General features: G+C 57.3%; 14 protein-coding genes. 13 read left to right on the top strand and 1 reads right to left on the bottom strand.

Annotation, left to right across the window (positions count from 1 at the left end):
- Positions 1-169: 169 nt before the first annotated feature.
- From NW829_RS07370 to NW829_RS07310, 13 genes are all read left to right on the top strand, one after another.
- Positions 170-781: a chromophore lyase CpcT/CpeT gene (locus tag NW829_RS07370; protein WP_414416783.1), complete on the top strand. Its 612-nt coding sequence runs from the start codon at positions 170-172 to the stop codon at positions 779-781.
- Positions 782-1,151: 370 nt separating this feature from the next.
- Positions 1,152-2,069: a hypothetical protein gene (locus tag NW829_RS07365; RefSeq protein ID WP_414416782.1), complete on the top strand. Its 918-nt coding sequence runs from the start codon at positions 1,152-1,154 to the stop codon at positions 2,067-2,069.
- 58 nt (positions 2,070-2,127) lie between these two features.
- On the top strand, positions 2,128-2,604 hold the full coding sequence (locus NW829_RS07360) for a hypothetical protein (protein WP_414413067.1): 477 nt from the start codon (positions 2,128-2,130) through the stop codon (positions 2,602-2,604).
- 232 nt (positions 2,605-2,836) lie between these two features.
- The gene (locus NW829_RS07355) at positions 2,837-4,900 is read left to right on the top strand and encodes an argonaute PAZ domain-containing protein (RefSeq protein ID WP_414413066.1); all 2,064 of its coding nucleotides are present in this window, start codon (positions 2,837-2,839) and stop codon (positions 4,898-4,900) included.
- 64 nt (positions 4,901-4,964) lie between these two features.
- Complete coding sequence (locus tag NW829_RS07350) at positions 4,965-5,159, top strand: hypothetical protein (RefSeq protein ID WP_414413065.1); 195 nt, start codon at positions 4,965-4,967, stop codon at positions 5,157-5,159.
- Between the two features lie 129 nt (positions 5,160-5,288).
- Positions 5,289-6,524 carry a hypothetical protein gene (locus NW829_RS07345; RefSeq protein WP_414416781.1) on the top strand — a complete coding sequence of 412 codons (1,236 nt, stop codon included), beginning with the start codon at positions 5,289-5,291 and terminating at the stop codon, positions 6,522-6,524.
- Positions 6,525-6,531: 7 nt separating this feature from the next.
- On the top strand, positions 6,532-7,029 hold the full coding sequence (locus tag NW829_RS07340; RefSeq protein ID WP_414356836.1) for a bis(5'-nucleosyl)-tetraphosphatase: 498 nt from the start codon (positions 6,532-6,534) through the stop codon (positions 7,027-7,029).
- Between the two features lie 385 nt (positions 7,030-7,414).
- Positions 7,415-8,659 (top strand): response regulator, encoded by a 1,245-nt coding sequence (locus NW829_RS07335; protein ID WP_414413063.1) that lies wholly within the window; start codon positions 7,415-7,417, stop codon positions 8,657-8,659.
- Positions 8,660-8,706: 47 nt separating this feature from the next.
- Entirely contained in the window at positions 8,707-9,081 is a 375-nt protein-coding gene (locus NW829_RS07330) for a response regulator (RefSeq protein ID WP_011434291.1), read from the top strand.
- 107 nt (positions 9,082-9,188) lie between these two features.
- Positions 9,189-9,737, top strand: a complete 549-nt coding sequence (locus tag NW829_RS07325; protein WP_414416780.1) for a chemotaxis protein CheW — start codon at positions 9,189-9,191, stop codon at positions 9,735-9,737.
- A 48-nt stretch (positions 9,738-9,785) separates the two neighbouring features.
- Positions 9,786-12,023, top strand: coding sequence for a methyl-accepting chemotaxis protein (locus NW829_RS07320; protein WP_414329978.1), 2,238 nt, complete (start codon positions 9,786-9,788; stop codon positions 12,021-12,023).
- A gap of 1 nt (position 12,024) precedes the next feature.
- On the top strand, positions 12,025-14,796 hold the full coding sequence (locus NW829_RS07315; protein ID WP_011434294.1) for a hybrid sensor histidine kinase/response regulator: 2,772 nt from the start codon (positions 12,025-12,027) through the stop codon (positions 14,794-14,796).
- 3 nt (positions 14,797-14,799) lie between these two features.
- Positions 14,800-15,282 (top strand): hypothetical protein, encoded by a 483-nt coding sequence (locus NW829_RS07310; protein WP_011434295.1) that lies wholly within the window; start codon positions 14,800-14,802, stop codon positions 15,280-15,282.
- On the opposite strand, the gene NW829_RS07305 is transcribed toward NW829_RS07310, so the two are convergent.
- Positions 15,258-15,611, bottom strand: a 354-nt coding sequence (locus NW829_RS07305; RefSeq protein ID WP_414416779.1) for a hypothetical protein, incomplete at its 5' end; no start/stop codon positions are given. The genes NW829_RS07310 and NW829_RS07305 overlap by 25 nt on opposite strands.

The following is a 15,611-nucleotide window of genomic DNA, read 5'->3' as shown; positions in this document are numbered from 1 at the left end:
GTCAAGCGAATGGGGCATCAGAAACCCCATCCGCCTATGCGGTGGGGTAGTTCATCACTTGCTGCAATCCTCGGTCGGGCCTGAGGTTGGGGCAAAATCTGAGAAGGTTCTCTTCGATTCCCTAAGATTTTCGGTACACACCTTTTACAGAAGTTCTGGATGCCCGCTTATGCCTATTGGGTTGGATCGGACTCCTTCCCCAGAGCTGCTGCAGATGGCGCGTTGGCTGGCAGGAGACTTCAGCAACCAAGAGCAAGCCTGGGAGAATCCACCGTTTTTTGCCCAAATCCGAGTGGCCTACCGCCCCTTGCCGGCCCAAGTTTTGGGCGGGATCGGCTTTTATGTGGAGCAAGCCTACAGCGGCCATTTGGAAGATCCCTATCGGCAGGCGGTGGTGGAATTGACTCAGGCAAGCGATGGGATCCTGATTCGCAACTATCGCCCTTTGGAGCCGCAGCGGTGGCGGGGCTGTGCTCGGGAGAGGGCAGACCAACTGAGTCAACTGCAGGCTGCCGACCTAGCCTATCTAGAGGGGTGTGATGTGCATGTGAAGAGGCAGGGATCCCTCTTCATCGGCGCGACGGAGCCGGGGTGCCGGTGTTGCGTGGTGCGCAACGGCCAAGCCACCTATTTGCAGACCACCTTGCACCTGAGCGAGAGCGAGTTTTGCAGCCATGACCGAGGGATGGATCCCATCACCCACCAGCAGGTTTGGGGGGCCCTGGCGGGCGCTTTTCGCTTCCAAAAAGTGGTCGATTGGCAGGCGGAGCTAATGCTGTAGGCTGCAGCCCATCCAGCCCCACAACTCCACAGTTGACAGCGCTATTGCGCACTCTCCCTCAGCCAGCTTTGTGTACACTGTCCTTGGCCGGGATCCAAATCCCCCAGGTTTGAGCGTGCTGTTTACCGGTTGCAACCGGGCTAGGCTCCTTTTAATTCAGTGTGGGTATTCAATGCAGGCGAGGTCGGGCCCAAAGGATGAGCCACGGTCTGGGTGGGCTTGGCACAGCCCTTGGGGAATGGTGATCGCCCTGGTTGGGATCTTGACCTTGCTGCTGCTCGGTGCCGGATGTTCTGGCCAGGGGGAATCTGCAGCTTCCCCCCCTGCGTTGATCCCTCTCCCACCTCAACCGGGAACCGAGTCGATTCCCATGCCGGTGCGTACCCTGGGCAACAGCCGCTTCAAGCTCCTGGGCCTGACAGTGGGGGTGGCCGGGAGCGGAGCTGAGGTGTTACTGGATACCGGCTCGGCAGGTTTGCGCATCATAGCGACAGCAGCAGGTCGCTTTGGCCTGGAGCGGACGGGGATCCCTTCCACCGTGACGTTCGGAGATGGCACGCAATTTATCGGCGTGTTGGCCCGCGCCCCCTTCAGCATAGGCGGGATCCCCAGTCGGGAGCCGGTAACGATTCAGTTGATCGACCGGATCACCTGTGTGGACGCCCTGGTGGCCAGTTGTTCAGAGAACTTGTTTGGAGAAGGGCGGCCCTTCGCCGGGATCCTAGGCACGTCCTTGGATGAGCGCAGCCCCGACCGCGAGCTGTTTAGTCCGCTCACCCGCCTTCCGGGCAATTTCCGCTCTGGGTACATGATCCAAACGGGGGGCTTCAACTCCACCCAGGGCCTGTTCACGGTTGGCCTAACGGCGGCCAACACCGCCGGCTTCAATTTCCGGCAGTTTCCCCAGGTGGGAAGCTTTCCCGATGGCACACCCATCTGGCGGGATGAGGCTTTGCAAGTGGCCTACAGCATCAGCAACACTTCTATTCAAAATGCTCTCAGCCCCACCGTTTTTGACAGTGGTTCTTCCGACATTTTTCTCAACGTCAGGCTGTTGGGGGCAGCTCCTTTCTCCACCTCGACCTTGCCCCCCGGCGCTGAATGGCGAGCTGTGCTGGAGGGGGCTTTTGACTACCGCATTCGGGTTGGCTTTCCCATTACGCCCAGCCGGGATCGGATTTTTGTTAACGGCAACCAAGGAGTGCAACTGTTGGGCATGCCACTGTTTTTCAACGCTGACGTTGCCTTTGATATTGAAGGCGGTCGGATCGGCTTTCGCCTACGTTGAGACGAAGTTGTTTTCAACATCCAAAAGCATTGGGATCACTTGCGGAGAAGAACTTGCCATGTTCGGTCGAGCCTTGAAAACCGGGAACAGCACGCTGCACAGATGGCCTTGGGTTTGGGGACTGCTGTTGTTGTGTTGGTTGGGGCTAGGTGGGCCAGGGTGGGCCGTGAGCTTAGGGGATCCCTTGCCGGAGTGGGCTGAGTCTGTGCAGGTGGGACGACAGCGGCTGCGCGGGGTGGAGCAATACCGCGGCCAGGAACAAATCCGCGCCTATGGCAACGAAGCAGGACGGGTGTTTTGGATTCAAATCAACAGCAGCGCTGACTTGCCCCCGGATTACCGAGACTATTTGGGCGAATACCAACAATTTCTGGTAGAAGCTGTAGAAGTGGTGCCGTTGCGAGCCCGACGGCTGCGCTTCCGCCAGGGAAATCGCAGCGCCGAGTGGCAGGTGGTGGGCATGAGCGGTCGGTTTCAGGCGGAGGCGATCAGTAGAGATTTGGCTCCGCCAGGGTTGTTTGGAGATCCCTCGTGAAGAGCAGGAGAATTAGAGCTTATCCTAGAGATCCTAGAGAGAAACTTGAAACTAGAGTCTGCCAATGAATTTACTCCAGAAGAAAGTTGAGGTTACTCTTAATCGCTTCTTCGTCAAGGAGCTAACTCAAGAAGAGCTCACCTTCTATGAGTATAGTTGCAGGCCAAACCCTCTTCCAGATCTAGGAGAGGAGCAGAGGGCTCTCTCCAAGATTTGTAATCAGCTAGGTGTAATGGCTGTTCGTCTGGGAAATCGCATCATAACCCGAGAAAAAGTTCCGGCCAGTAAACTCAAAACAGAGGAATGGGAGTTGGAAGAGCTTGGTTCTAAGGCTCTAGATTGTACAGACCCTACAGAGAGACAGGCTCTAGAAACTTTCGAGCGCAAGAAACTAGATTGGAGTCTAAGATCTAAGTACAAAAAAACAGAGATTGAGCGATCAACAGGAGGAGGATTGATCTGGTGGGTTACGGGTCTGGAAGGAGTAGAACGGATTGAAGGAGTAAAACCACTTTGCGGAGATGGGTGGGAGGTTCACAGAGGAAGAGAGCTAGACGTTGTTATTAGACAAGATAAGAAGCTCTATCTAGAGATCGACATCCGATACCATTTCTACAGCCCATGGACGCTGCATGAGTGGCTGGAAAATTACCCAGATGTCTCAATTGAAATTGTACGAAACACATACAGGACAAAAAATAATAAATACCTAACTTGGGAGTATCGAGGCATTATCTCCAATCAGTCGCCAAGGGAAGTATGGTTAGCGGAGCTAAACACTAGCTTAGCGGATTATCATGTACAGAAGTACGGAGCAACTCCAGAAGAAGTTGATGGCTCTCTGGTGGTTCAAGTGGTCTCGAGAGAACGCAATTTCAGACAAAAGGCAGAGCCTATCCTTCATCTATCGCGGAGACTGTCGCCTGTTTTAACTTTGGAGATGCTAGCAAGTATAGAAGATCAAAGATGGACTGGCAAAAAAGTTAGCTCCTTGGTTAGCGAGCACATCAGAAAAAGTTTAGAAGAGAGATTGAAAGAGTCTAAAGAGACCGCAAAAACTATTATAGAAAATGTCTACAATATTTCTGACTTTCAGGCTGACCCCCTAAAAGCAGAAGGATACATTATGCCAAGTCCAAGGCTATTGGGGTTTGGTCATAGACAAGTCCAAAACCCCGCGAGAGTTAGGTACCAAGGATGTGCAAGAGTTGGCGAGACAAAGTTTGGACTTCTAAATCTTGACGATAATAAACGTGAGTATCCTACTGATGTTCGCAAGTGCCTACTTGAAGTAGCTAAAAAGAGCGGAGCAAGAGTTGAAATAGACTTTTACGCAACCCGTCAAGATTTGCCTGAAGGCGACCTTGCTCAACAGAGGTTTTGGCAAAGCTGGGCCGACAAAGGGATCAAAACCGTTCTGGTTGTCATGCCCTTGTCGCCTAATGAGCACAAGCAAAAGATCCGCTTGCAAGCACTTCGAGCAGGAATAGCAACTCAGTTTATGATTCCTGGAGCTGACCCCTACAAAGCTCTAAATGTCGTACTAGGACTTCTGTGTAAAGCTGCGTGGCAACCCGTGTTGCTTGAACCCCTCGATCATCCTGAATGCTCCGAGCTTACCATTGGTTTTGATGTGGGGACGAATCGAGAGCTTTACTACGGAACCTCTGCCTTCGCGGTACTGGCCAATGGTCAAAGCTTAGGCTGGGAGTTGCCCGATATACAAAGAGGAGAAACTTTTTCCGGCGAGGCAATTTATCAAACCGTGTCCAAGCTCGTCAATAGATTCTACAACAAATTTCATCGATACCCTAGAAAGGTTCTTTTGATGAGGGATGGCTTAGTTCAAAGAGGCGAATTTGATAAAACAATTGAGGAACTAAGAAAAGAAAAGATTGCTGTGGATATTGTTGGGGTTCGCAAAAGTGGCACAGTCAGAATGGGAAGAGAGGAAAAAGGAAGCTATAGAGACGCTGCAATGGGCACTGTCATTTTTGACCATGAACGAAGGTCATTTATGCTCGTAACAAGCCAGCCCATTAAGAAGTCCTCGGTGCCAATTGGCAGCGCAAGACCGCTGCGAGTTGTCCATGAACACGGCAACACTCCTTTGGAAGTTCTGGCTATACAAACTTACCATCTCTCCCAGCTTCATCCCGCCAGTGGTTTTCAAGCCTGTAGGCTTCCTTGGGTATTGCACTTTGCCGACAAAAGCAGTAAAGAGTTCCAGCGCATTGGCAACAGCATTTTTAGTGTGCTGCAGAACATAAACCGAGAGAAGTTGATTGCCGTCTAGCCAAGGGAGGGGATCCCCACCTGCCGGCCTTGCTAGGATTGGGGGGGTGGTTGGTGTTGCGGCTATGGAGATAAATGAGGTCTGGAAGACCTTTCTGAGCAATCCTGTTCCGTTCTGTGGCGGTTTTCTCAGCGGCCTGCTGCGTTTGGATGTGAAGCAGGATCCCTTGCGCAGTTGGCTGGAGTCCCAGGGGCTGAGGGTGGAGGAGCCCCCGCCTTCCGGTCGCTCCGACGGCCCCCAATCCATTTCCATTGAATAGGCGTACTCAATCGGCGGGCAGAGAGTAGGGATCCCTTCCAAAGGGTTACTCACGGTCGTGGGAAGCGCTCTGATCCGGGCACAAGCAGCGACAAGAAGGGCAGCAAGAGCGGTGTTGCGAGGTGAGCTGATGTTCCCTGAACCCTCCCAATTTAGGAAGCGGCAGGGATCCCTTCGAGGCTGGGGCTATCTCGGCGGGGTGGTGTTCCTGGTAACGGGACTGGTCGGTCTGCCGTCAGGGGATCCAGCCGTGGCCCAATCGGCTCCCTCTTCTCTTGCCAGCCCTAAGCAGGATCCCCAAGCTTGGCTGGAGCGCTACAACGCCGCTCTAGAGCAATTGCCCCCTTTGCCCAACTTGCAATATCGCCAGCAGGTGCGGGTAGAGGGATCCCAAACCTTCACAGCCACGTTGGATGTGCTCTACCGCCGCGACGGCAGTTGGCAGGCTTGGGTAGCCGAAGGGGATCGCATCCGCCTCTTGGATTCGCGCCAATTGGAAGTGGTGAACCAGTCGGATCTGCTGCAGCTGTACTCGGTGTATGTGAGCCGACCGGAAGCCCTCTTGCCCTCGGTGAGCTTTTACTTGAAGGCGGATCCCAGCCGCTACCGCGTCCTCTCCTCAGAACGGGTGGATTTGGCTGGATCCCCTGTCCAGCACTTGCGCCTAGAGCCCATTCAGGAAGGCCAGTTGCGGGAGCTGTGGCTGGAGCCGCAGTCGGGGCTGCCGCGGCAGGTGTTGCTGTTTTTGTCGGGGGTGTGGGGGCAGGCCTATGTCCTGATGGGGTTTACGGCGGTGCCAGCTCCCGAGGGAGGGGAGCGCTACTGGCTGCCGGAGAGCACCCGCATCAATTTGGGCTATGGCTTTTGGACCCTGGAGGGCCTGAACCGCCGCGTGTTCAGGGGATCCCTTTCCATCCAGCACGACTATCAGGACTACCAAATCCTACCGGATGGTGGGGAGTTGCGCTTTTTGCCTTCGCAGCCGCCGGTGGATGCGCCGCCGGTGGTAGCCGGCCTGCCGGGGAGCGCTCCTCAAGCGGAGTTGGGAGATGTGCGGGCCTTGGGAGTGGATGAGCAGGGCAACCAGCAGTTCAGCATTGGCCTGGGCCGGCGCTCCAGCCCGGACAATTCCTTGGAAGACCGAATCGTTGCTTTCAACCTAACCCGACCCACCAGCCGCAACGCCCTGACCCAAATCGATACTTTAGCTCTTTTGCCTCTGGGGAATGGCCAGTTGCCCATCTATCTCTTCCAATTCGACACCGGTCGCCCCCTCTCGCCCCTGCAGGGGGTAGAGCGCCCGCAGGTGGATCCCAACGAGGTCTTCGCTCCTAAGCCGCCAGCCATCAAACTCTTTGGAGATTAGCTCCCCAATGCTGATAGATGCTGCCTATGGGGTGATCCCCATCCTGCCCCACCCACCCGCCCAGGAAGCTCCCGGACCCGGCTCTTCGCATTTGTATCTGCTCATCCAGCACCAGAAGGGGCATTGGGCTTTCCCAAAAGGGCACAAGGATGGCTCCGAAAGCGACCTGGAGGCGGCGCAGCGAGAATTGCGAGAGGAAACCGGCTTGACCGACTACCAGCTTCTGACCCTGCCCGGCCAGTCTGACCCTTTGACGCTGCAGGAAGCCTACACCTTTACGGATCCAGAGGGGAACCGAGTGGCCAAAACCGTTACCTACTACGTGGCCTTGCTGCCGCCCCAATTTCCTCCCCCTGAGCTACAGGTGCAACCAGAGGAGGTGGCCGCCTACCGCTGGTGCTCCTACCCCGAAGCCTTGGAGCAGATCAGTTTTGAAGAGAGTCGGCAACTGCTGCGCCGCTGCCAAGCCCACCTGGAGCAGCTTTGGAAATTGGAGAAGACCTAAGTTCCGTATTTTTACGGAAGAGGTTTATCGGGGTTACCTTTATCTTGTCTTGCAGGCTTTCCGCGGGAAGTTCCCGAGTAAGAAAGCCAGCAGACAATCTGAGGGCTAGCCTTCACCTTTAGAGATTGGCTGATGAGCAATAGTCATCGATCTCCCCAGGAGGAGAGTTTTTCTGAATACGGATTGAACGCTGAAACTGCCTTTGAGTTCGTGCAGCCTTGGCCGTCTTGTTGGGCTTGGCTCATCTAAAGATCTCGTCTGGGTCAGGGCTGGGCTTGAACTGTATTCTGGAAAGCATTTTTTCACCGGCTTGTGGGGTAGCTAAGACTTCAGTCGTGTCATCAACCTCAGCGCAGGAAATTGTCCGAGCACGTCCTCTCGACCCATGAACTGTCCCCCCGTCTGTACAGAAGTCTCGGCCCATCTGCTGAACGCAGAGGTCAGCTTCACAGGAGTTGTTCGGTATTTCAGTGCCTTGGACAAAGGGGAGGGGCTGGGCACTTGGTCATTGGTGTTTCACCAAGGTCGCCTGGGGTTTGCTCACCACAGCTTGGAGCCCTTGGAGCGCTTGGATCGCCACCTGCGTCGGCTCAGCCATCAAGTCTTTTCTCTGACTCGCCAAAATTGCCTACGCATCCATCGGCAGGTGGAGGCGCTATTGGCTCAGGAGACTGGGCCTCTACCTGCAGACCTTCTGGGGCTGAGTTGGATGGTAACGGAGCAACTGCTGCCTTGGGAAGCTGCGCGCAGGTTGAATGCTTGGATCGGCGAGGAGGTGCTGCAAAATCTGTTGCTGGTTCCAGGGGGCTTTCAGCAGGAGATCATCCCACTGGACAACGTGCCCACCCTGGGCCAGTGGGATGGGGGATCCCTGCTCGACCTGATCCAAAAGCGGCTACGGGCATGGCAATCTTTGGGGCCTGAGATCACCTCCCCCTACCAACGGCCCTACTTTGCCAGCCGGGCCCAGGCAGAACGCCTTCCCGCCGAGCAACAGGAACGGCTAGGCCGGTTACTGAAGGGGTTTAGCTTCCGCCAGTTGAGCGCCCTTCTCGATCAAGACGACCTCCAGATCGCTCGCCGCCTACATCCTCTGGTCAAAGCCGGTATCCTTGTCCTGCGGGATCCCCAGCCCCCCTTTGATCGGCTGCCCAAAACCTACTCGGCCAAGCTTGAGACAGAATCACAGCCCTCAGAAACTCCCACCGTCCCTCTTCACCTGGCCAACGGGCTTGCAGATCTAGGCCCATCTCCCCAAGCCTCGAAAACCTGGATTGTGGCCTGTATTGACGACAGCGAAGCCATGCTCAGCGAGTTGCAGCGGTTGTTGGAAGGGCACAACCTGGTCATTCACACCATCAGCGACTCTTTGAAAGCCCTGATGAAGCTGACCACCCTCAAGCCAGATTTGATCCTGCTGGACGTGGGTATGCCCAACGTGGATGGCTACCAATTGTGCAGCCTCATCCGCAAATCCTCCGTGTTAAAGGATGTGCCGGTGGTGATGGTCACAGGCCACAAAGGTCTGATCGATCGGGTGAAGGCGCGCCTGGCCGGTGCCACCGATTACCTGACCAAGCCCTTTCGGCAGGAAGAATTGCTGCAGATGGTGTTTCGCTATCTCAGCTAGGGATCCCTCTAAAGGTTCGTCGAAAAAGAGATAAGGAGATGTCGATCATGGTGAAAGTTCTTGTGGTGGAAGATGTGGCCTCGGAGCGACAGCTCATCAGCGATTACCTCCGCTCAGAAGGCTATCAGGTGGTAGCGGTGGCCAACGCCCAAGAGGCATTGCAGCAGATCCGCAACGACAAACCCGATGTGGTGCTGACGGACTTGGTCATGGAAGGCATGAGCGGGCTGGAATTGTGCCGCCAAATCAAGAAAAACCCGGAAACCCAAAAGTTGCCCGTTGTGGCCTGTACTTCTAAAAATCAAGAGCTGGACAAACTCTGGGGCATGAAGCAAGGGATCGATCTTTATCTGACCAAGCCTTTTACCCGCGAAGACATTTTGCGGGCCGTGAAATCAGTAGTGCTCAGCCCGAGCTCATGATTTTTGCCACTCCTGTCCTTGCTGAGCTGCGCCTCCAGTTAGGATCCCTGTGATTATCACGAATTGTTCTTAGGAGATGTCTTAGAATTGGCAGAGCGAGAACGGCAATGGCGGTAGCTTTCTCCCCACACAGCCCTACTTCTACCCGTACCGGCGAGCTGTACTTACATCTACAGTTGGGGGTAGACTGTCGGGCCCTTTTGCCCATGGCATTTGCCCAGGAAGCTCTAATTGTTGGCCCGCACCACTTTACCCTTCTCCCCAACCAGCCCGCATGGGTGCTGGGCTTGTTCAACTATCGCAATCGCATTCTCTGGGGACTGGATCTGCCGCAATTTCTCGGCCTAGAGCCCTTGGACTTTGGGCAGCCCGAACACCACTTGGTGGTGATGCGCCCAGAATTTGGGGGCTCTGCATCGCCAGTGCGAACAGGCTTGGGCCTGGCAACCCAACACGTGAAAGGAGTAGCTCGAGTGCCCGCCGAGGAGATCCAACCCTTAACAAAAGCCCAGGCAGCACAAAACAACTTTCGACTGGAGAACTTCTACGACTCTTGCAAAGGGCTGGTGTTGGAAGGGGATGAGCCTCTCTGGGTGCTCGACCCTCTTGCCATTGTCCAAAAGCTCAACTCAGTTGATTCCCCGGCAAACCCTTGATCTTGGCGACCTTTTCCCCGACTTACCCTCACTTAAAGGCAAAATTCTATGGTTTCCTTCCGTCCCCTCTTTCTCAGGCCTGCTCCATCTTCCCGGCCCCAACGCAAAGTCGCGGGATCCCGCCTGGCCCTGGCAATCAGTTTTCCTCTGGGCATCAGCTCCCTGCTGTTTGCCGTCTCTGCCGGCAGCGTAGCCCGCACCTATTTCGAGTTCAAGCCGGCGATCTCGCGGCAGTTCACCCTGCAAAACCTGAGCGATCAGGTGATCTATTTGGATGAAGTCTTGACCATGTCTGCCCGCATGGCCGCTGCCAGCGGGGATCTGTCCTGGGAAGAGCGCTACAACATCCATGTCCCTCAGTTGGATGAGGTGCTGGCGGAGATTCAGCAATTGGATCCCGCCTCTTACGAAGCCTATGCAGCCAAAACCACAGCAGCCAACATCAAGCTGGTGGAGTGGGAAGTGCAGGCTTTTGATCTGATTCGGGCCGGCGAGCAGGAACGGGCTTTCAACTTGCTGCACAGCCCTGAGTACGAAGAGCAAAAGCGCATCTACGCCGAAGGGATCAACCAAACCCTGGAGGCCATTCGCAGCAACATTCAGGCCAGCGTCCAGCTTTACGAGCAAGATCTGCTGCAGGCTTTGATCTTTTCCGGCATCAGCTTCCCGATTCTGCTGCTGAGCTGGGGGATCATTTTGATCCTGGTGCGCAACTTTGTGCGGGAACGCAACGCCACCTACGAGCGACAAGTTTCCGACACCCGACTGGCCCAGCGGTTTGCCGATATTGCCCGGATTCGCCAAGAGCAAGAGCTGATCGATCCCCTAACTGACTTGTTGGGCGAGATGCGCCAGCGCTTCGGTGCCGAACGAGTGGCCTTCTATCGCTTGACCGCTCCCGAAGAGGCGCAGGTTATCGCTGAATCTCACGACAGCCGCCTGCCCGACACCTTGGGCACCCTCCTCCGCAGGATCCCGGCTCCGATCCAGCAGGCTCTCCACGGCGGGCAAGTTTACGCTTTTGGCCCGGTGCCTAGGCCAGATCTGGGCGCCGACTACCTGCAGAGGCTGGCCACAGCCCAACTGAAAGCCGAGATGATAGCGCCGGTGGTGCGTGGCGATGAGCTTTACGGTTTTTTGGCAATAGGCCGCGCCCAAAGCCAGAGCTGGTCTGACGAAGAACAGAAAACCTTGGCAGAGCTGGCCAACCGCCTGGGTCAAGCTTTGGGTAACCTGGGGGCGCTGGAGCAAAAAGCCGTGGCCGCCCAGGAACGGGAGCGGTCGGAAGCGCTGCAAAGAGAGCTGCTGCAGCTTATCAGCGAGGTCACAGAAGCCTCGCGGGGGGATCTCACGGTGCGGGCGCAGCTAACAGCCGGACAAGTTGGCATCATGGCGGACTTTTTCAACGTCATTATCGAGAGCTTGCGCGACATCGTGATTCAAGTGCAGCAGGCCGCCGGTCAAGTCAACCAATCCATTGGTCGTGACGAGGCAGCCATTCGCGAGTTGGCCGAAGCCGCTCTCCGACAGGCCACCCAAATCGAAGAGACCTTGCGCTCTGTCGAGCAAATGACGCTCTCAATCGAGGAGGTAGCCGATAAAGCCCAACAGGCCGCCACCGTTGCCGAATCTGCCGCCGCCACGGCCATCAACAGCAGCTTGACTATGGATCGCACAGTGCAAAACATCCTGCAACTGCGGGAAACGGTGGCCGAAACGGCCAAGAAGGTGAAGCGGCTGGGGGAATCTTCCCAGCAGATTTCCAAGGTGGTGTCCTTGATCAACCAGATTGCGCTGAAAACCAACCTCTTGGCGGTGAACGCCAGTATCGAGGCAGCCCGTGCTGGCGAAGAAGGGCGAGGTTTTGCGGTGGTCGCCGAGGAAGTCGGGGCACTGGCGGCCCAGTCGGCAGAAGCCACCCGCGAGATCGAGCGCATTGTGGAAGGGATCCAACGGGAAACCGGCGAGGTGGTACAGGCGATGGAAACCAGCACCGGCCAGGTGGTGGAGGGAACCCGCTTGGTGGAAGCAGCCAAGCAGAGCCTGGGACAAATTGTGGAAGTCTCGCGGCAGGTGAACCAGCTCTTTCAGGCCATTGCCCGCTCCACCGATGCCCAGGCAGATGCATCTCAAACGGTGCGCCAGTTGATGCAGCAAATCGCCAACATTGCCGCCCAGACGGCGGCAGCCTCGCAGCAGGTGGCCAACTCTCTCCAGGCTACGGTGGCGGTTGCCCGTCAGTTGCAGACTTCTGTGTCCACCTTCAAGGTGGGGGAGGCGGTTTAGCATGGGGCCGAATCCCACTTCCCTCGACCCACGCGAGTGGCAGGTTAGGCTGCAGTTTTTGGACGAAGCCCAGGCTTACCTCGACACCCTGGAGGCAGGGGTGTTGGGCCTGGGATCCCAGAGTTTGGATCGCCCCCGTTTGGATCGCTTGCTGCGGGCTGCTCATTCCATCAAGGGCGGGGCGGCCATGATGGGCTTTCCGGTGCTTAGCGACTTGGCCCATCGCCTGGAAGATGGTTTCAAGATCTTGCAGGTGGATCCCCAAAAAGCCGACCCCGCAGTGGAGCGCAACCTCTTGGCGGCGTTGGATTGCATGCGCCAAATAGCCCAGCAGCACCGCCAGCAGCGGCTTTTGGACGAATCTTGGCTGGCAGAGCGGGTGCAGCCTCTTTTCGATCAATTGCGAGAGCAGTTGGGAGAGTTGCAGCCTGAGGACAACGTCCAAGTCCTGGCAGCAGAGGCCGGGGGCGATATGCGGGTGCTGCTGTTTGCAACCGAGGTGGAGGCCTGTCTGCAGCGGTTGGAAGGTGTGCTGGCCCACCCCGAGCAGCCCTGTTTGCGGGAGGAGTTTCTCATTGCTGCCCAAGAGCTGGGGGCGCTGGGGGAAATGTTGGATCTGCCTGCCTTTGCCACCCTGTGCGGCTCAGTAGTCCAAGCTCTGGAGACGCTGCCGCCAAATGCCAAGGAGCAGGTGTTGCCCGTTGCTCAGGCGGCTTTACAAGCTTGGCGACGCTCGCAGGCCCTGGTGCTGGTCGGTCAGGTCGCTCTTCTCCCCAGCTCCTGGGATCCGGCAGAGCCTCCAGTTTCCCCCCCGCCAGAAGCCCCTCCCCCTGCAATGGCAGGAGCCACCGAGCTGCCGGATTCGATTCCAGCCGGGGCCAAAAGCGCTGCCGAGATGCTACGGGTGCCGGCTCGCCCTCTGGAACAGTTGGGGGAGCTGTTGGGAGAGCTCATAGGGGAGCGCAACCGCTTAAACAGTCGCCTGCAACGGCTGCGGGAGCTGGTCAGCTTGTTCAAACGGCGGGTTCGCACTCTAGAAGAAACCAACAGCCGCCTGCGCAGCAGCTACGACCGCGTCGCTGCCACCGTGCCTGCTTCTGTGCTCTTGAAAAAAGAAGGGGATCCCGGCCTGACCTTGGCCGATACCTTTGACCTCTTGGAGATGGATCGCTATGGAGAGATGCACCTGCTGACCCAAGAGGTGATGGAAACCGTTGTGCAAATTGATGAGGTAACCCACGATATCGACACCACCCTGCAGGAGACCGAAGGCAGCGCCCGCCAGCTCAGCCGCCTCTCCAGGCAAATGCAAACCCGTCTCGACCAGGTGCGCATGCAGCCTCTATCGGATTTGACGGATCGCTTCCCCAGAGCGCTGCGGGAGCTGAGCTTAGCCCATGGCAAGCCCGTGGAGCTGCGGGTCTTGGGGGGATCCACCCTAATCGAGCGCTCGATTTTGGAGGCCTTGGCGGATCCCTTGTTGCACTTGGTGCGCAACGCCTTTGACCACGGCATCGAGGCTCCAGACACCCGCCTGGCCCAGGGCAAGCCGGCCAAGGGCCTCATCGAAATTGCCGCCAGCCAACGGGGCAACCGCACTCTGATCACGGTGCGAGACGATGGGGCAGGGATCTGTCTGGATAAAATCCGGGCCCGCGCCTTGCAGATAGGGTTTTCCGCTGCCGACCTGGCTGAGGCCAGCTCCCAGGAGCTGCTGGAGTTGATCTTCCAGCCGGGCTTCAGCACCGCCGAGCGAGTCAGCGAGCTATCTGGACGGGGAGTGGGTCTAGACGTGGTACGCACCAACCTGCAACGAATTGGCGGCCAGGTGCAGGTGGAATCTTGGCCGGGACGGGGCACGCTGTTTACCCTCACTCTGCCCGTTTCTTTGAGCGTCACCCGCGTGCTGCTGACAGAATGCCAGGGGTTGATGTTGGCTTTTCCGGCCAACGCAGTGGAAGAATTGCTTATCCCCCCGCAGTTGCCTGCCGATTCCTTTCTCTGGGAAGGGGAGCAGATCCCTTTAATTCCTGTGGGCCACTGGTTTCGCTTCGCGCGCTGGCAGCCTCGCCGGGAAATTGACGAGACCCCCCTTCTCGACCGACCTGTGGTGCTGCTGGTGGTAGAAGACAACCGGCCCTATGGCCTGTTGGTGGATCGCTTTTGGCGGGAGCAAGAGGTAACTCTGCGCCCGGTGGAGGGAGGTCTGCCTCTGCCGTCGGGATTCTCCGGCTGTACGGTTTTGGCCGATGGGCGAATCGCTCTTTTCGTGGATCCGCCTGCCCTCTTGAGCTGGCTGCTCGCCCAGCGGGATCAGCCCTGTCAGTCGGCAAGGGATCCCCTTCCCCAGCCCAGGTTTGCCGCCCAGCCCACCCTGCTGGTGGTGGAAGATTCGGTCAACGTGCGCCGCTTCTTGGCCATGACCCTAGAAAGAGCAGGGTTCCGGGTTGAACAGGCTCGCGACGGACAAGAGGCCCTCGAGCACTTGCAGAGAGGAATTCCCATCCGAGCGGTGATTACCGACATTGAAATGCCGCGGCTGGATGGCTTTGGCTTGCTGGCCCAGATTCGTGCCCACCCCCTGTATGACCAGCTTCCCGTGGTCATGCTCACCTCCCGCAGTGGCGAGAAACACCGCCAACTGGCCCAGCGGCTGGGAGCCAGCGCCTACCTCTCCAAGCCCTTCCAGGAACAGGAGCTGATCCAAAAGCTGCGGCAACTGCTGCAACCAGCCTCTTCGGCACCTTCCACCGGCGTTTTGATGGCGAGGTAGTCCATGCCCCTGCTTTCCCCTCTGCGCCTGCGTCGTCTGGCTCGGCAAGAACAACTGAGAAACCGGCAGACCTTGATTACTTTCCAACTGGGCTCCTACTGCTTCGGCCTCCCTGTTGATCGGGCGCGGCGAGTTTTTAGCTGGGCAGAGTTTCAGCTTGCTCAGGAGGGCGGCCCCCAGCTTTTGGATACCGGTCGTTTGTTGCTGGGCCGAGGGATCCCTTTTCAACCGGAAGGGGTTATTCTGTTGCAGCCAGGCAGTTCTGAGGACGGATTGTCCGACCAGATCGACAACCCAGAAACAGGGGCTCTGCCCATTCCCACTCAGCCCCTCCTGCGCCGTCTGCCCTCTTCCCAGTTGCAGCCTCTCCCCAGCCGCTATGCAGCTCAGGCCCGCCAAAGGGGTATTGTGCAGTGGATCCCGCCAGTTGAAGGTCAGCTCCCCCTGTTGGTGTTCGACCCTCATCTCTGGCCTGCCTGTTCTTGAGAAGGGAGAAGGGGCAGTTGCAGCTCTGGATTCTCCACGCGGGTTAGCTCCCAGCGAAAGGGATCCCCACCCCGTCGCTGCCAATTCAATTGGAAGGGTTGCTCCAGCGCATTCACCTGATCTCGCGTCAGGTTGGCCAAGGGGCCGCCGGAGCCCTCGATAACAAACCAGAGGGTGGCCCGTCCTTGGCGACTGGGATCCCCTAGGTCGAGCTGCACCTGCAGCGCTTGGGGTTGGAGGCGCAAGCGAAAAAATTGCCCGAAGATCTCGCGGCTGTAGGCCAGCGCCCGCTGCTTGTTCAGGCCCCAACCATCGCTATAGGCCTCAGA

The sequence above is a fragment of the Synechococcus sp. R55.8 genome (assembly GCF_047461895.1).
Taxonomy (GTDB): domain Bacteria; phylum Cyanobacteriota; class Cyanobacteriia; order Thermostichales; family Thermostichaceae; genus Thermostichus.
The sequence above is the reverse complement of the archived record's forward strand: the minus strand, read 5'-3'. Positions and strand labels throughout refer to the sequence as shown.